13 protein-coding genes are annotated in these 13875 nt (G+C 63.4%); 2 read left to right on the forward strand and 11 right to left on the reverse strand.

Features of this window, described 5'->3' with window-relative positions; translation table 11 throughout:
• Nucleotides 1-185: 185 nt before the first annotated feature.
• Entirely contained in the window at nucleotides 186-1184 is a 999-nt protein-coding gene (locus AC630_RS09940) for a tripartite tricarboxylate transporter substrate-binding protein (protein ID WP_074118407.1), read from the reverse strand.
• Between the two features lie 209 nt (nucleotides 1185-1393).
• Nucleotides 1394-3733: a mechanosensitive ion channel domain-containing protein gene (locus AC630_RS09945; RefSeq protein ID WP_074118364.1), complete on the reverse strand. Its 2340-nt coding sequence runs from the start codon at nucleotides 3731-3733 to the stop codon at nucleotides 1394-1396.
• 755 nt (nucleotides 3734-4488) lie between these two features.
• On the opposite strand from AC630_RS09945, the gene AC630_RS09950 reads away from it, so the two are divergent.
• Nucleotides 4489-5379, forward strand: a complete 891-nt coding sequence (locus tag AC630_RS09950; RefSeq protein WP_074118365.1) for an MBL fold metallo-hydrolase — start codon at nucleotides 4489-4491, stop codon at nucleotides 5377-5379.
• 86 nt (nucleotides 5380-5465) lie between these two features.
• Here AC630_RS09950 and AC630_RS09955 read toward each other — a convergent pair whose 3' ends face one another.
• The 9 genes from AC630_RS09955 to AC630_RS09995 all read right to left on the reverse strand — a co-directional run bounded on the left by AC630_RS09955 (nucleotide 5466) and on the right by AC630_RS09995 (nucleotide 13261).
• Nucleotides 5466-5720 carry a DUF3551 domain-containing protein gene (locus tag AC630_RS09955; RefSeq protein WP_074118408.1) on the reverse strand — a complete coding sequence of 85 codons (255 nt, stop codon included), beginning with the start codon at nucleotides 5718-5720 and terminating at the stop codon, nucleotides 5466-5468.
• A gap of 91 nt (nucleotides 5721-5811) precedes the next feature.
• Nucleotides 5812-6735 (reverse strand): polyphosphate kinase 2 family protein, encoded by a 924-nt coding sequence (locus tag AC630_RS09960; protein WP_074118366.1) that lies wholly within the window; start codon nucleotides 6733-6735, stop codon nucleotides 5812-5814.
• A complete protein-coding gene (locus tag AC630_RS09965; RefSeq protein WP_074118367.1) occupies nucleotides 6695-7714 on the reverse strand; it encodes a branched-chain amino acid ABC transporter permease in 1020 nt (339 codons plus the stop codon). Before AC630_RS09965 ends, AC630_RS09960 begins: the two co-directional genes overlap by 41 nt.
• Complete coding sequence (locus AC630_RS09970; RefSeq protein ID WP_074118368.1) at nucleotides 7711-8592, reverse strand: branched-chain amino acid ABC transporter permease; 882 nt, start codon at nucleotides 8590-8592, stop codon at nucleotides 7711-7713. The genes AC630_RS09965 and AC630_RS09970 overlap by 4 nt, the downstream gene beginning before the upstream one ends.
• A 13-nt stretch (nucleotides 8593-8605) precedes the next feature.
• Nucleotides 8606-9310: an ABC transporter ATP-binding protein gene (locus AC630_RS09975; RefSeq protein ID WP_074118369.1), complete on the reverse strand. Its 705-nt coding sequence runs from the start codon at nucleotides 9308-9310 to the stop codon at nucleotides 8606-8608.
• A gap of 3 nt (nucleotides 9311-9313) precedes the next feature.
• Nucleotides 9314-10081 (reverse strand): ABC transporter ATP-binding protein, encoded by a 768-nt coding sequence (locus tag AC630_RS09980; RefSeq protein ID WP_074118370.1) that lies wholly within the window; start codon nucleotides 10079-10081, stop codon nucleotides 9314-9316.
• A 15-nt stretch (nucleotides 10082-10096) separates the two neighbouring features.
• Entirely contained in the window at nucleotides 10097-11407 is a 1311-nt protein-coding gene (locus tag AC630_RS09985; RefSeq protein ID WP_074118409.1) for an ABC transporter substrate-binding protein, read from the reverse strand.
• 94 nt (nucleotides 11408-11501) lie between these two features.
• Nucleotides 11502-12206 (reverse strand): hypothetical protein, encoded by a 705-nt coding sequence (locus AC630_RS09990; protein WP_074118371.1) that lies wholly within the window; start codon nucleotides 12204-12206, stop codon nucleotides 11502-11504.
• Nucleotides 12207-12235: 29 nt separating this feature from the next.
• The gene (locus tag AC630_RS09995; protein ID WP_074118372.1) at nucleotides 12236-13261 is read right to left on the reverse strand and encodes an ABC transporter substrate-binding protein; all 1026 of its coding nucleotides are present in this window, start codon (nucleotides 13259-13261) and stop codon (nucleotides 12236-12238) included.
• A gap of 136 nt (nucleotides 13262-13397) precedes the next feature.
• Here AC630_RS09995 and AC630_RS10000 point away from each other — a divergent pair, with 136 nt between their 5' ends.
• The gene (locus AC630_RS10000) at nucleotides 13398-13847 is read left to right on the forward strand and encodes a cupin domain-containing protein (protein WP_074118373.1); all 450 of its coding nucleotides are present in this window, start codon (nucleotides 13398-13400) and stop codon (nucleotides 13845-13847) included.
• The last annotated feature ends 28 nt before the right edge of the window (nucleotides 13848-13875 follow it).

Below are 13875 nucleotides of genomic sequence, written 5' to 3' on the forward strand. Positions count from 1 at the left end.
TTGAGCGCGACAAAAGGTTAACGCCGCTAGGCTCCCGCCCCTCATGGTGAGGAGCGCGGAACGCGCGTCTCCGGACGATGCTGTGCATCGCCGGGCGAACCATGAAGGTCCCTCGCCCGCAGCCATCCTTCGAGACGCCCGCTTTCGCGGGCTCCTCAGGATGAGGAAGAGTGCATGTGAGACAGCTACTCCGGCTTGATGTCGGCAGCCTTCACGATCGGCCACCATTTCTCGGTCTCGGCCTTCTGGAAGCTCGCAAGCGCCGCGGGCGTCTGCTGATCCGGCGGCGGAATCTCCTGTCCCAATTCGCCAAAGCGCTGCTTGACCGAGGGGTCGGCAAGCACGGTGACGATGGCCGCGTTGAGCTTTGCGACGATGTCCTTCGGCGTGGTCTTCGGTGCCCAGATGCCGTGCCAGTAGGAGATGTAGAGGCCGGGCAGGCCCGCCTCGTCGACCGTCGGAATATCAGGCGCGGATGCGAGCCGCGTCGGCGACGCCACTGCAAACGCCTTGATCGCACCGTTCTTGTATTGCGGCAGCGAATTCGACGCCTGATCAAACATGATATCGATCTGGCCTGCGACGAGATCGATCATGGCGGGCCCGGCGCCGCGATAAGGCACGAACTGGAAGTCGGTTCCGGTCTTCTCCTTGAAGAAGACGCCGGCGACATGGGCGCCTGTACCGGCACCAGCCGTGCCGGCGGTGGCCTTGCCGGGGTTGGCCTTCAGCCAGGTGATCAGCTCTTTGAGATTGTTGGCCCCGAGGGTCTTCCGGCCGACGATGAGCTGCGTGCCCATCGCGATCGTCGCGACCGGCTCGAAATCGGCGAGCACGTCATAGGGCAGCTTGAAGATCGCGCCATTCAGCACATGCGTACCCCAATGGCCGATCGTGATCATCGTGCCGTCGGGCGTTGCGCGCGCCACACGGGCACCGGCGATGCTGCCGGAGGCGCCCGCCACGTTCTCGACCACGACCGTCGTGTGCAGCTCGGCGGCGATCCGCTCAGACAGGATCCGCGCCAGCGTATCGGTCGGGCCGCCCGCCGCGAACGGCACCACGAGGGTGATGGGACGCGATGGAGACGGTTGTGCGCTCGCCACTGCAGCCCACACCGCAGATCCGATCAACGCGCAAATGACGATCACAAGGCCGCGCAACCCGGCCCACAGCCCCCGTATCATTCTCTCCCCACCCCTTTTGCCGCCCGCATCTTGTCAGCAGACTGGAGCCGGAGTGAACGCTGCCGGGCGAGCAGAGGCAAGCTGGAATTTTTGCTGTGGTTAGTGTTTGAGCATGATCTACGCGCAAACGCGTTCCTCGTTTGTCGCGAGCGAAAACCGCTGCACACTTTGCGCTAACGCGGCCCTGCGGGTCCGGATCATGCAGGCTATCCAGCCGCCCGCCGCGGCGTCAGATTGACCGAGCTTTCAGCCGGCGGCGCGATCTGCATCAAGATGGTCTGGACAGGGGACGCGACCTCGATGCCGTTCTGCTGGAAGCGCAGCTTCATGCGGCGGTTGAATTCGCGCTGGACCGGCCAGCGGCCGGCCTCGGTGCAGCGAATCTGGCCGACGATCGACACCATCGCGCCGTCAACCTTGTCGATGCCCCATAGCTCGAGGTCGCCGCGGATCGCCGCGCGGAATTCCGGCTCGCGGCGCATCTCCTCGACGATGTCCTTGAGGATCTGGCCGGCGCGGTCGGTGTCCTCCTTGTAGGCAACATTGACGCTGACGGATGCATTGCCGGCGCCGCGGCTGGCATTGGTGATGGTCGTCACGGCGCTGAACGGCACGATGTGCACGGCGCCGTCGCCGGCGCGGAGCCGAATGGTGCGGATCGAGACGTTCTCGACCACGCCGGAAAGTCCGGAAACGCTGACGTTATCACCAACCTGCACCGTGTTTTCCAGCAGCAAGAACAGGCCGGTAATGAGATCCTGCACCAGCTTCTGCGAGCCGAAGCCGATGGCGATACCGATGATGCCGGCGCCCGCGAGCAATGGTGCAACATTGACGCCGATCTCGCTCAGCGCCGTGAGACCCACAACGGTGGCGATCAGGCAGAGCAGCGCCGTCCGCAACATCGGCTGGAAGGTGCGCAGGCGCGCGGCACGGGCGTAGTGTCCATCGCGTGACAGCGTATTGATCTGGCGGTCCAGGAGCGCGTTGCTGGCTTCCCAGATCGCCGCAGCAATGAATACGGCGATGCCGATAGTCACCACAGCCGAGATCAGCCGGCCGCCAATCTGGCCGCCATAGAACCAGACGATGGCGTCCACGCCCCAGACCTCGAGCACGGCGACGAAACCGATGAAGGCGATCACGCCCGAGACGATCTTTCGTAGCAGCGGCAGATAGCGGTTGGCGCGGGTCTCCAGGCCAGGAAAACGCTGAAGGATCTCCGGCTTGATGCGGAAGCCGCGGTCGATCAGGCCCAGCGTCACCATGATGGCGACGCGGGTGATCAGCGCGACCACGACGGTACCGACGAAATATTGCAACAGCAGAGAATAGCCGTTGCGGATGTTGAGCGCCCAGACCGCCCACAGCGCGAGATCGAGCGCGATGGCGAGATAGTGCCAGCCGCCGGCGATGCGGTTGCGCAGACGGGCCGCGATCCCCTGCCGGTCGGCCGGCGCGCGAATGGCGTCGGCGACCTGACGGCGGCACTGAAGGATGATGACGACGACGAAGAGATGCACGACCAGCATCACCATCCGTAACAGCGCGGCGTAGCCGGCGCGATGCAGACCGAGCAGCAGCGCCACATTGGCGAAGGCGATGCCGGACACGCCGACGCCGACAATGCGGCGCGCCCAGATCTCGATATAGGCCGCAGTCTCGGCGCGTACCGGAAACAGGCCGAATGGACCCGCAAGCGAACGGACCACGCAGATGAGTCCGCGCGAGAACGCATAGGCATTGACGACCGCGAGGATCACAAGGCGGACGGTTGCGGGATCGCCGATCTCCGTTCCGAGCAATGCGGTTGCCACGCCGACAAAGACGAACACCGGGAGCAGTTCGAGCACGAGGCGCCCGAGCACGAAGGGCAACCGCAGCAGCAGCTGCCACGCCCGTGCCAGACTATGGCGGCGCTTTTGCAGTTCAGGCGCTGGCGTCACGTCGGCCACTGACGAAGGCGGATCGGCAATCGGCAGCGCCTGCACCGACAGGCGCGCGGTTTGCGGCATGCGTCCTTCCAGGAAGGCGACCGGACGCCGGATCACCCGGAAGACCACCCACTCCGCACTGAAGGCGCAGCCGAACACCAGCGCCAGCTTCCAGGCGATCTCGATCAGGAGGTTGTAGGCCGTCGGATCATTGGCGGTCCGCACGATCCAGTAATAGAAGGCTGGGAAGTGCGTGAGCGTCCGCGCCACATCGGCGATCTCGCGCGATATCTCGCCGATCTCTTCGGATACGGTGAGCAGGAGCTGCGCGCCGAGACCATCGGCCGAGAGCGGGATCGGCGATTTCTGCTCGGGCGCGGGCGTGGCGGTCTGCTGTGGACCGGACGCGCTCGCGATCGCGCGCAACGTGTCGATCATCTGCGCGCGTTTCTTGTCGTCCTGGAGCGTCTCCAGCGCGCGCTTGGCCTGGTCGGGCGACAGTGCGGCCGCACCGTTGGCGGCCGGCGCGGGCGGTTCGGCATAGGCGCCGGACAAAGATGAGATGGCGAGGAAGAGCGCTGCGAGAAGCGCGGAAGCCAGCTTATGCGACACGAGGATTCCCTGAAAATAACCGCGCTGTCGGAGTCGGGACTTTCGCCGCCGAAGCACTGCGTCATGTCGGATCGCAGCTATTCGCCCCGATCCTGTGTCGGAAGTTTGCCACCGAGACGACATTCTCTTGGCATTTGCCGCAATGCGCGAGCGGGAACCGCGAGCTCAGTCCGGGAGAACCACGGACTGGAATACCGCGCACAAGACCTCTCCCGTCATTCCGGGAGTCGGCCCGGAATGACGGCGAGGAGGAGGAGAGAGAAAGCAGGATCTCAGAGGCGCCCCGCGGCCTCATCGCGGCCGTCCGACACACTCAGCGCGTGTCAGAATACAGCGCCGGGAAGGTAGGGGCCTTGCCTCACTGATGCGGCCCACTAAACCTTGTCCCGGCGTGCCGTTCGCGGTTTTCCGCCGCTATGCGATAGTCCGAACGAGCTCCATCGCAATTAACGCGGCTGGATTTGCGGAGGTGGCGTCATAGACCTCCCCTTGCTCATGAGGTGGACGTTACGCGTCGCTTGTTTGCGACCATGAGGATGCTCCTCCTGTGACACAAAACTGTCAAGCGGGATCAATGACCTGAAGATCACAATTGAACGCGCGGGTTCCTTAAGCGGCTGCGCACCGCGACAAGAAATTATCGTGCCTGGATGGCCCTGCGACTCAATGCAGCGGAATAAAGTCTTCCCGGCAGCGTTTGTGATGGCGAGGATAGCCATCTCTCCTGCTCTCGTTCATTTCCAGAAAGCCAAAAGATGAAGATATCGATTTGCCTCACCGCGCTCGCCGCTTTCGTTGCGGGGCTTGGATCCGCCACCGCGCAAAATCCGCCGCAGACTTCGACCAAAAAGGTCGACGGCACCGAGAACGTCTACATCTTCCGCTATGGCGGCCATCAGTCGATGTTCATCGTGACCCCGCAAGGCGTGATCGCGACCGACCCGATCTCGTATTTGCGTCCCGCAAAGCCCTATATCGACGCGATCAAGGCCGTCACCGACAAGCCGGTCAAATACGTCATCTACAGCCACCACCATTACGATCACATCGCCGGCGGCCAGCCGTTCAAGGATCTCGGCGCCACCTTCATCGCCCATCGCCGGACCAAGGAGCGCCTGCTCGAGCTGAAGAAGCAGAATTCGCTGCTCGCGGACGTCGTACTGCCGGACCAGGTGGTCGATGACAAGAAGAGCATCACGCTCGGCGGCACCACGCTGGAGCTGAACTATGTCGGCCGCAACCATTCCGACAATTCGCTGGTGATGCGGCTTCCGAAGGAGAAGATCGTCTTCGTCGTGGACTTCGCGCCGATCGAGTCCGTCCAGTTCCGCAACATTCCCGACAACGCCTCGCCAGTGGAGTATATTGCCTCGCTGAAGAAGCTCGCGTCGCTCGACTGGGAGCGGATGATCCCCGGCCATCCCTATGCCGGTGGCCGCCTCGGCACCAAAAAGGACATCGAGGACGACATTGCCTACATGGAAGACCTCTCCGCCGAGGTGAAGAAGGCCGCCGATGCCGGCAAGTGCTTCGACACCGCGATGAAGGAAGTGAAGCTTCCGAAATACGAGAAGTGGGCGAACTACGAGGCGAGCCTTCCCGCCAATGTGGAGCGCTTCTGCTACTGGTGGGGCCGCGGATATTGAGGGGCTTGCCCGGCGCCGTACCCACCACCACGGCCCAGATGAGGATGGTGGGCACGCTTCGCTTTGCCCACCCTACTGGTTCACAGCTAGCGAACGCGCCGTCCCGTCCTCGACGACTGCGCTTGCGCGAAATAGGGATTCATCAGGCAGGTCGCCGGCCGACCCGATGCGGAGGCCTGGCACTGGGCGAAGGAGGCGAAGATGCAATCCATCCGCTCGCCTTCGAGCTCGCCGAAGACGTGCAGGCAGACCGGAGAGCGCGGATCGTAGGTCTGGGCGCACGCGGGCGCACTCATCACGAGCGCGGCAAATGCGGACATGGCAAGAACAGACTTCAGCACGGCAACCTCGAATCCAGAAATAGTGCTTGGCGGATCGACCGTAGAGCAACTCCGATCCCGGTCAAAGCCCGGCATCAAGCCGCGCGCCACATTACCGCTTCCCGCCCTCCTTCCCTTCACGCTCAAGCGCCTTGCGGACCTCATTGAATTCCTCCAGCGAGGCCTTGTCCGCGCGGGGGAAGCGCAAGTCGAGCTTTTCGAGCGCCGCATTGATCACGGAGCCGATCACGACGCGTGCGAACCATTTGTGGTCAGCCGGCACGATGTACCAGGGCGCATGAGGCGTTGACGTGTGCCGGACGATGTCCTGATAGACCGCCTGATAGCGCGGCCACAGCGCGCGCTCCTTGATGTCGTCCATGGAAAACTTCCACTGCTTGGACGGAGTCTCCAGCCGGTCGAGGAAACGCTCGCGTTGCTCGCCCTTGGAGACATTGAGGAAGAATTTCAGCACGACGGTACCATTGCGGCAGAGGTAGCGCTCGAAGGCCGAGATGTCCTCGAACCGCTCCTTCCAGATGTCCTTGGTCACGAGCTTTGGCGGCAACTTCTCCTTGGCGAGGATCTCCGGATGCACGCGCGTCACCAGGCATTCCTCGTAATGGGAGCGATTGAAGATACCGATATGGCCGCGCTCGGGCAGCGCGATCACGTGCCGCCAGAGGAAGCCGTGGTCGAGCTCCTTGCTGCTCGGCGCCTTGAAGGCATGGACCTCGCAGCCCTGCGGATTGATGCCCTCGAAGATTGCCTTGATCGCGGAATCCTTGCCAGCGGCGTCCATGGCCTGAAGTACGATGAGGAGCGACCAGCGATCCTGAGCGTACAGCTTCTCCTGGAACTCGATCAGCCGCTTCTTGTTAGCGTCGAGGATCTCCAGCGCCCTCTCCTTATCGAGGTCGCCCTTCTCGTTGGTCTTGTGGTCCTTGAGGTGAAACTTGCCCGCTCCGTCGTAACGGAATGGCGTGATGTAACGGTCAAGTTCCTGGGCGAGCGATTTGGACGGCTTCTTGTTCATGAGCGCGAGGCACCTTGCGTTGCGGCTTCAATCGGTCGAGCAAGCTACCAAGGATACCCTTGGGAAGGAATATGATGAAAAGGACGAGCAGCACGCCATAGACAAGGTTGTCCCAGCCGACCGCCATGGTGCCGAAGCCGATGCGCAAGGTTTCGGCCAGCAAAATGGTGATGACAGCGCCGACGGTCGGGCCGAGCGAGACGAAGAGCCCGCCGACGATGGCCGCGAACACCATCTGGAGAGACACGGCGATGCCGCTGACCGTGTCGGGCGTGATGAACATCTGGTACTGACAGTAGATAGCGCCTGCCAGGGCCGTCATCAGCGCACTGAGCAGTGTGATCTTCAGCTTCTCGGCCGTGACGTCGACGCCGGCGGCGGCCGCGGCATCCTCGTCCTCCGAGATCGCCTCCAGCGCATAGCGTGCCATGCTGTGATCAACCCAATGCCAGACCACGATGCCCGCAAGCCATACCCCCAGCGCGATCAGGTACCAGGTCGTCTTGTCGTCGAATTGCAGCGCCAGCAGCTTGTTGCCCGAGGCCCGGTTCGGCGTATAGCCGAGGGAGCCGCCGGTATAGTCGCGCGTCGCGGTGATGACCTGGAGCACGATGCCGGAGAGCGCCAGCGTCACCAGCACGAAATAGTGCCCGGTGATGCGGAAGCGGAAACAGGGATAGCCGACGATCAGCGCCAGCGCGCCGGCCGCGACCATGCTGAGGGGAATGCCGATCCAGGGCGTCAGCCCGAGATGATTCCAGAGCAGCGCGGTGACATAGGCACCGATCCCCATGAAGCCGCCATGGCCGAGCGAGACCAGACCGAAGCGCCCCATCATCGACCAGGACGTATAGGCGAACGACCAGATCAGGATCAGCACCAGGATGTGCAGATGATAGGGATCGCGATAGACGAAGGGCAGCGCGATCAGCGCCGCCAGTCCCACCGCCCATGCAGCAAGCCGTCCCTGCCCCATCATCGGCGCCTCGCCAAGAGGCCCGCGGGCCGGATGAACATCATGACGATGAAGAAGGCGAAGGCGAGCACATAGCCCCATTCGAGATCGGAGAACAGGCCGCCGAGCGAGATGATCTCGGCGAACACGAAGGAGGCGATGAAGCCGCCGACGAAATTGCCGAGGCCACCGAGCACGCAAATGAGGAAGGTGATCGGCCCGAAGGAAAGACCGACAAAGGGGTGCACGTCATATTGCAGCACCAGCAGGCAGGCGGCGAGCCCGGCCAGCGCGCCGCCGAGCGCCGACGTGATGAGATAGATCCGATTCGTATCGACGCCCATCAGCGCCATGATCTGCCGGTCCTGCGAGATGGCGCGGATGGCGGTGCCGGTGAACGTCCGCGTCATGAACAGGTAGACCGCGACCATGCCGACCAGCGCCGCCAGGAACGAGAGCAGCCGCGCGTAACTGAAATTCATGTCGCCGAAGGCGAGCACCGGCAGGCGGATGCCGAGATTGCGGAAATCGATGCCGAAGGCGACCGTGGCAAAGCTCTGGAGCACGAACAGCACGCCGCCGGTCGCGAGTAACTGGTTGATCGGTGGCGCGGTCAGCAGTGGCGCGATCACGAGGTAGTGCAATGCCGCGCCGAGCACCGCGACCAGCAGGATCGTGAGCGGCGCGGCGATGAAATAGCTGATGCCGTAGTACTGCACCATGAAATACATGGCATACATGCCGATCATCACGAGTTCGGCGTAGCAGATCCAGGTCACGTCGATGACGCCGAAGATCAAATTGAGCCCGAGCGCAAGGAGCGCCAGCACGCCCCCGAGCAGGATGCCGTTGATCACGGCCTCCAGCAGGTAGATGTCGAAAATGTCCAAAAATGCTTGCATGCCTGCATGCCCCTCACACTCCGAGATACGCTTCCTTGACCGTGTCGCTCGCCAGCATCTCGGCAGAGGTGCCGGACGCCCTGATCGTACCCGCCTCGATCAGATAGGCGCGGTCGACCACCCGCAGCACCTGCTGCACGTTTTGCTCGACGATCAGCACCGTCAGCCCGCTGGCGCGGATCCGCTTCACCAGCTCGAACACCTGCTGCACCACGACCGGCGCCAGCCCGGCCGAGGGTTCGTCGAGCAGCAGGAGCTTTGGATTCGACATCAGCGCGCGGCCGATCGCGCACATCTGCTGCTCGCCGCCGGACATGGTGCCGGCCATCTGATGACGGCGCTCCTTCAGGCGCGGGAACAGGTCGAACACGACATCCAGCCGCTCGGCGTAATGGCCGCGGGCCTCCTTCATGAAGGCGCCCATCTTGAGATTGTCGTCGACCGAGAGCCGTGGAAACAGCCGCCGGTTCTCCGGCACATGCGCGATCCCGAGGCTGACAATCTTGTGCGGCGGCGTCGCCACGACGTCGATGCCCTCCATCCTGATCGACCCGCGCGAGGGACGGATCAGGCCGGAGATCACGCGCATCAGTGTGGTCTTGCCGGCGCCGTTGGGACCGATGACGCCGACGGCCTCGCCGGCCCTCACGTCGAGATTGACGTCGAACAGCGCCTGGAACGTGCCATAGCCGGCATTGACAGCGCGGAGCTCCAGCATTGTCTAGCCTCCCGCGCGGCGGCGCGCTTCGGCGGCCGCGGCCTGCGTGGTCTCCGCATCAGTGCCGAGATAGACCTCGATCACGCGCGGGTCGCCGGCAACCGCACTCGGCAGCCCCTCCGAGATCTTCTCGCCGTGATCCAGCACCATGACGCGGTCGACGACGCGCATCAGCACGCCCATGATGTGCTCGACCCAGATGATGGTGATGCCGAGCTCGTCGCGGATGTTGCGCAGCATGTCGGCCGCCTGGTCCATCTCGGCCTCATCGAGGCCGCCGAGGCTCTCATCGGCGAGCAGCAATTTGGGCGCGGTGGCGAGCGCTTTCGCAAGTTCGAGCTTCTTCAGGCCGGCTGCGCCCAGACCATCGACGCCTGCGTGGCGATCGGTCGGCAGGCCGACCATTGCCAGCGAACGCTCGGCTGCCTCCTCCGCCTTGACGCGGCTGTGTCGACCCTGGCCGTAGAAGCCGGCTAGCGCGACGTTCTCGAAGATGGTCAAGCGGCGGAACGGCCGCGGGATCTGAAAGGTACGGCCGATGCCGCTGTTGATGATCCGATGCGGGGCTAGGCCCGCGATCTCGGAGCCACCGAACAGGATTGAGCCGGAGCTCGGCGCCAGCGTGCCGGAGAGCATGTTGAAGATCGTGCTCTTGCCCGAGCCGTTGGGGCCGATCAGGCCGAGAATCTCGCCCTGATCGACCCGAAACGACACGTTGTTGACGGCGGTGAAGCCACCAAACCGCTTCACCAGCCCGCTGACCTCCAACACCGGAGCACTCCGCCGCTACTGGTTGCTGTAGGTGGTGCCCTTCGGCAGCGGCAGCACGGCCTCGCGCTGCGCCTGGCTCTTGGGCCACACCACAGAGGACTTGTCGTCGATATACTGGATCACGACCGGGAACGAGCGCTCGTTCTGCCCGGCCATGGGCGTGCCCTCGCCATAGAACTTCACGCCAAAGCCGAGCATGGTGCCGCCTTCGGGGATGTCGGTGTCGAGCGCCGCCTTGCGCAACGCGTCAGGATCGACGCCGCCATATTTCTTGATCGCGCGCGGCAGCACGTCGTTCATGAAGACATAGGTGTTGGATGCGCCGATGCCGACATGCGCGGAGCGGATTGCTACGCCCGGCTTGATCTTGTCGAACTCCTCGCCAACCATCTTGATGACCGGCGCGAGCTTCGGATCCATCGTCTTCTGGTTGGCGAGCCAGATCGAGATCGGGTCGGTGTTGAAGATGTAGTTCGCGTCAGTCCCCATCCCTTCCTTGAGCTTCTCATAGACGCCGTAGCCGGCGCCATGACCGACGAGAGCTGCGAACTTCAGGCCCTGCTCGCGGGCCTGGCGGAGCAGAAGCGTGATGTCGGGATTGTAGCCGGTATGGAAGATCACGTCGGGCTTGGCGCGCTTGAGCTTGGTCACCAGCGCGGAGAGATCCGGTGCGGTCGCCGAATAACCCTCCTTCAGCACCACGTTGAAGCCGGCCTTCTTCGCGCCAGCCTCATTGCCCTTGGAGACGTCGACGCCGTAGGAGCCGTCCTCGTGGATGATGGCGACGCGGAGGTCCTTCGGCTCCTTGCCCAGCTTCGTCTTGGCGTTCTGCGCGATGAAATCCATCGTCATCGCACCGAACTGGTCGCCGCTCGCCTGCGGACGGAAGACGTATTTGTAGTTCTTGTCGGCGAAGACGGCGGACGAGATGCACGTCGTCATCCACATGAACTTCTTCAGCTGCTCGACGCGAGCGGCGACCGGCACGCATTGCGCGGAGGAGAAGAAGCCGAGCACCATGTCCACCTTCTCCTGCTCGAGCAGGCGGACGGACTCGTTGATGGCGACGTCGGGCTTGCTTTGGGCATCGGCGTAGACAGCCTCGACCTTGTAACCCTCGACGCCGCTCTGCTTGAAATGGTCGAGGATGATCTTGGTGCCGATATATTCGAGCTCGGATCCGCCGCCGGCGAGCGGGCCGGTCAGGTCAAAAATGACGCCGATCTTGATCTTCTTGTCCTGAGCCTGGGCGGACACCGCCAGACCCGTTGTCGCAATCGCGACCATCAGCCCACACGCCATGCGGGCAGCCACGCGCAAGCGCATCAAAACCTCCCTGGACGATTGTGCATTGCATTCTTTTTTGCTTTTCTTTTTGCCCATCACATGGGCTAGGCGATGCGATGTCAAGCCTCGCGCATCAGCGCGACGCGAACTGCCGCTCGACGAACGCCGTGACAAATCGCGGCATGGACGGCGTGAGATCGCTCATCCCGCGCACGAGATGAATGACCGACAGCTCCGGTTCGGCCTCGCGCGCGAGATTCGCTTCGATCCGGGCACGGGCCACCTCGCCCGGCATATCCAGGTTGAGGACCTGTATCATTGCAATCGACGGACCGGTGACAACACAGTGCCAAACCGGCTCGGCCCGGTAGTCGGTCGTGGTCAGGCCGGTCTCCTCCCCGATCTCGCGCACGACGCTGCCGGGGATATCGAGTGTGCCGTCCCTGACGTCGTCGAGGTCCGGCGTGCCCGAGGGGAAATAGATGCGGCCCGCGTTCGCGGTGTGCTGCGCCATCTCGCCCATGACGAAGGCGCCGTCGGAGGTGCGCAGCGCGCCCATGCCGAAGCCGTTGAACACGGCCGGATCAGGAAAGCCCCAGTCGCGCCAGGCAAGGAAGCTCGCGAAATCGGTTTCGAAATAGGTTGCTGAGAGATGGCCGTCCGTGAACACGGCGTCGCGACCGAGCAGGACGCGGCCGTTCCAGATCTTCGGCCGCTCCCGTTGCTTCTCGGCGAAATGCGCCGCGATCTCGGCACGCCGTTCCTCCGCGAACGGCCACGCGATCGGGCGTACGGCAAGATCAAGCGTCGTGACGCGATGAATGACCGGTGACGTCATGACGCCTGACTACAACACCTTCGCGTCAGTTATTTGGCGTTCCCCGTGGTCTTCTTGGCTTGGTCGACGAACGTGTTGGTGAAGGTCTTGCTGACGTCGATCTTGGCGTTGGCCACCTCGGGCGAGCCGACGCTGAACACCGCGAGCACTGCGTCCGCGCCCTTCGGGTCCATCTTGCCGGTTTCGGAGAACATCGGGATCGTGTTCTTCAACGCGGCGAGATAGAGATCCTTGTTCTTGCCGACCATCTCGTCGGGCATCTTCGCCATGATCTCTTCGGGCGAATGCGAATGGATCCAGGCAAGCGTGCTCAGCATCGCATTGGTGAGCGCCTGCGTTTCCTTCTCGTGGCCTGCAACCCAGGCCGCGGTCGAGTACAGGGCCCCGCCTGGATATTCGCCGCCGAAGGTCTCGAGTGTGTCCTTCTGGGTGCGGGTGTCGCTCAGGATACGCAAATCCTTGTGGCTGCCCTGGAGCACGGTGACGGAAGGGTCGAGCATCACGGCCGCGTCGAGCTGCCCCTGCTCCATCGCGGCGACCGCGGTGGCGCCGAGGCCGACGCCGATCACAGCAGTGCCGGCGGGATCGAGCCCGTTCTTCTTGAGGAGATATTTCAGGAAGAAGTCGGTGGAAGAGCCGGGCGCGCTGACGCCGACCTTCTTGCCGGCAAGGTCCTTGACCGACTTGATGTCATTGGTCCGCGACGGCGCGACCACCAGCACGAGACCGGGATAGCGGTCATAAACCACGAAGGCCTGGAGCTCCTGCTTCTTAGCCGCGAGGTTGACGCAATGGTCGAAATAGCCGGAGACCACATCGGCGCTGCCGCCGAGCACGGCCTTGAGCGCGTCCGAGCCGCCCTTGAGGTCCACGAGCTCGACGTTGAGACCGGCCTTTTCGTACTCGCCGAGCTGCTTTGCCAGCACCGTCGGCAAATAGCACAGGCAGGCCCCGCCTCCGACCGCAATGGTGACCTTGCTTTGCGCCGCGGCAAAACCGGTCGTGAGCGTCAGCGCGAGCAGCGCGCCGGCGAGCCTGGCAATCGTGTTCTTCATTGGTTTCCTCCGTTCGGCGGGCGGCACCATAGAGCAGCACGGCTGGCTTGAGAAGCACAACCCAAGGCACTGGTCATCGGTCTTTCGGCGCAATAGCATGCGCGCACAACAACAATCCTTGATTGGGAGGATCACCATGAATCGCCTTGCTGCCGGGCTGTCGATCGCTGCCGCCTTTGCCGCCGGATGCGGCGCGACCTACCTGCTCGGGCCGGCGCTCGCCGCCGAGAGCATCACCGCGCAGATCATCCATACCGGCGAGATGGGAGGCGACGCGCTAGGCCCCGCCAACAAGGTCGGCTACCGCTCCAAGACGTTCATGACCGCCGACGGCGCCACCGTGTCGATCCAGGTCGGCAATGTGCCCAAGCACCTGCATCCCAACACCAACGAGATCCAATACATCCTGGATGGGACCGGAACGATCTGGCTCGGCGACAAGGAAGTGACGGTAAAGCCGGGCGACCTCGTCATCATTCCGAAGGGCACGCCGCATGGCGGCACCAAGCCGATCAGCGGACATGTCAAGGCGATCGCGATCAAGACGCCGCCGCAGGCGCCCGACGACATCAAGCTGCTGGATTAAGCCTTCGCGATCCGGAGCTCGCGCCGAT

Source organism: Bradyrhizobium sp. AS23.2 (genome assembly GCF_001908185.1).
Taxonomy (GTDB): Bacteria; Pseudomonadota; Alphaproteobacteria; order Rhizobiales; family Xanthobacteraceae; genus Bradyrhizobium.

Coding starts and splice junctions, on each gene's coding strand:
- AC630_RS09950 (WP_074118365.1), top strand. CDS start 4,489: ATGAAGATATCGATTTGCCTCACCGCGCTCGCCGCTTTCGTTGCGGGG.
- AC630_RS09970 (WP_074118368.1), bottom strand. CDS start 8,592: ATGCAAGCATTTTTGGACATTTTCGACATCTACCTGCTGGAGGCCGTG.
- AC630_RS09985 (WP_074118409.1), bottom strand. CDS start 11,407: ATGCGCTTGCGCGTGGCTGCCCGCATGGCGTGTGGGCTGATGGTCGCG.
- AC630_RS10000 (WP_074118373.1), top strand. CDS start 13,398: ATGAATCGCCTTGCTGCCGGGCTGTCGATCGCTGCCGCCTTTGCCGCC.
- AC630_RS09960 (WP_074118366.1), bottom strand. CDS start 6,735: ATGAACAAGAAGCCGTCCAAATCGCTCGCCCAGGAACTTGACCGTTAC.
- AC630_RS09990 (WP_074118371.1), bottom strand. CDS start 12,206: ATGACGTCACCGGTCATTCATCGCGTCACGACGCTTGATCTTGCCGTA.
- AC630_RS09995 (WP_074118372.1), bottom strand. CDS start 13,261: ATGAAGAACACGATTGCCAGGCTCGCCGGCGCGCTGCTCGCGCTGACG.
- AC630_RS09965 (WP_074118367.1), bottom strand. CDS start 7,714: ATGATGGGGCAGGGACGGCTTGCTGCATGGGCGGTGGGACTGGCGGCG.
- AC630_RS09975 (WP_074118369.1), bottom strand. CDS start 9,310: ATGCTGGAGCTCCGCGCTGTCAATGCCGGCTATGGCACGTTCCAGGCG.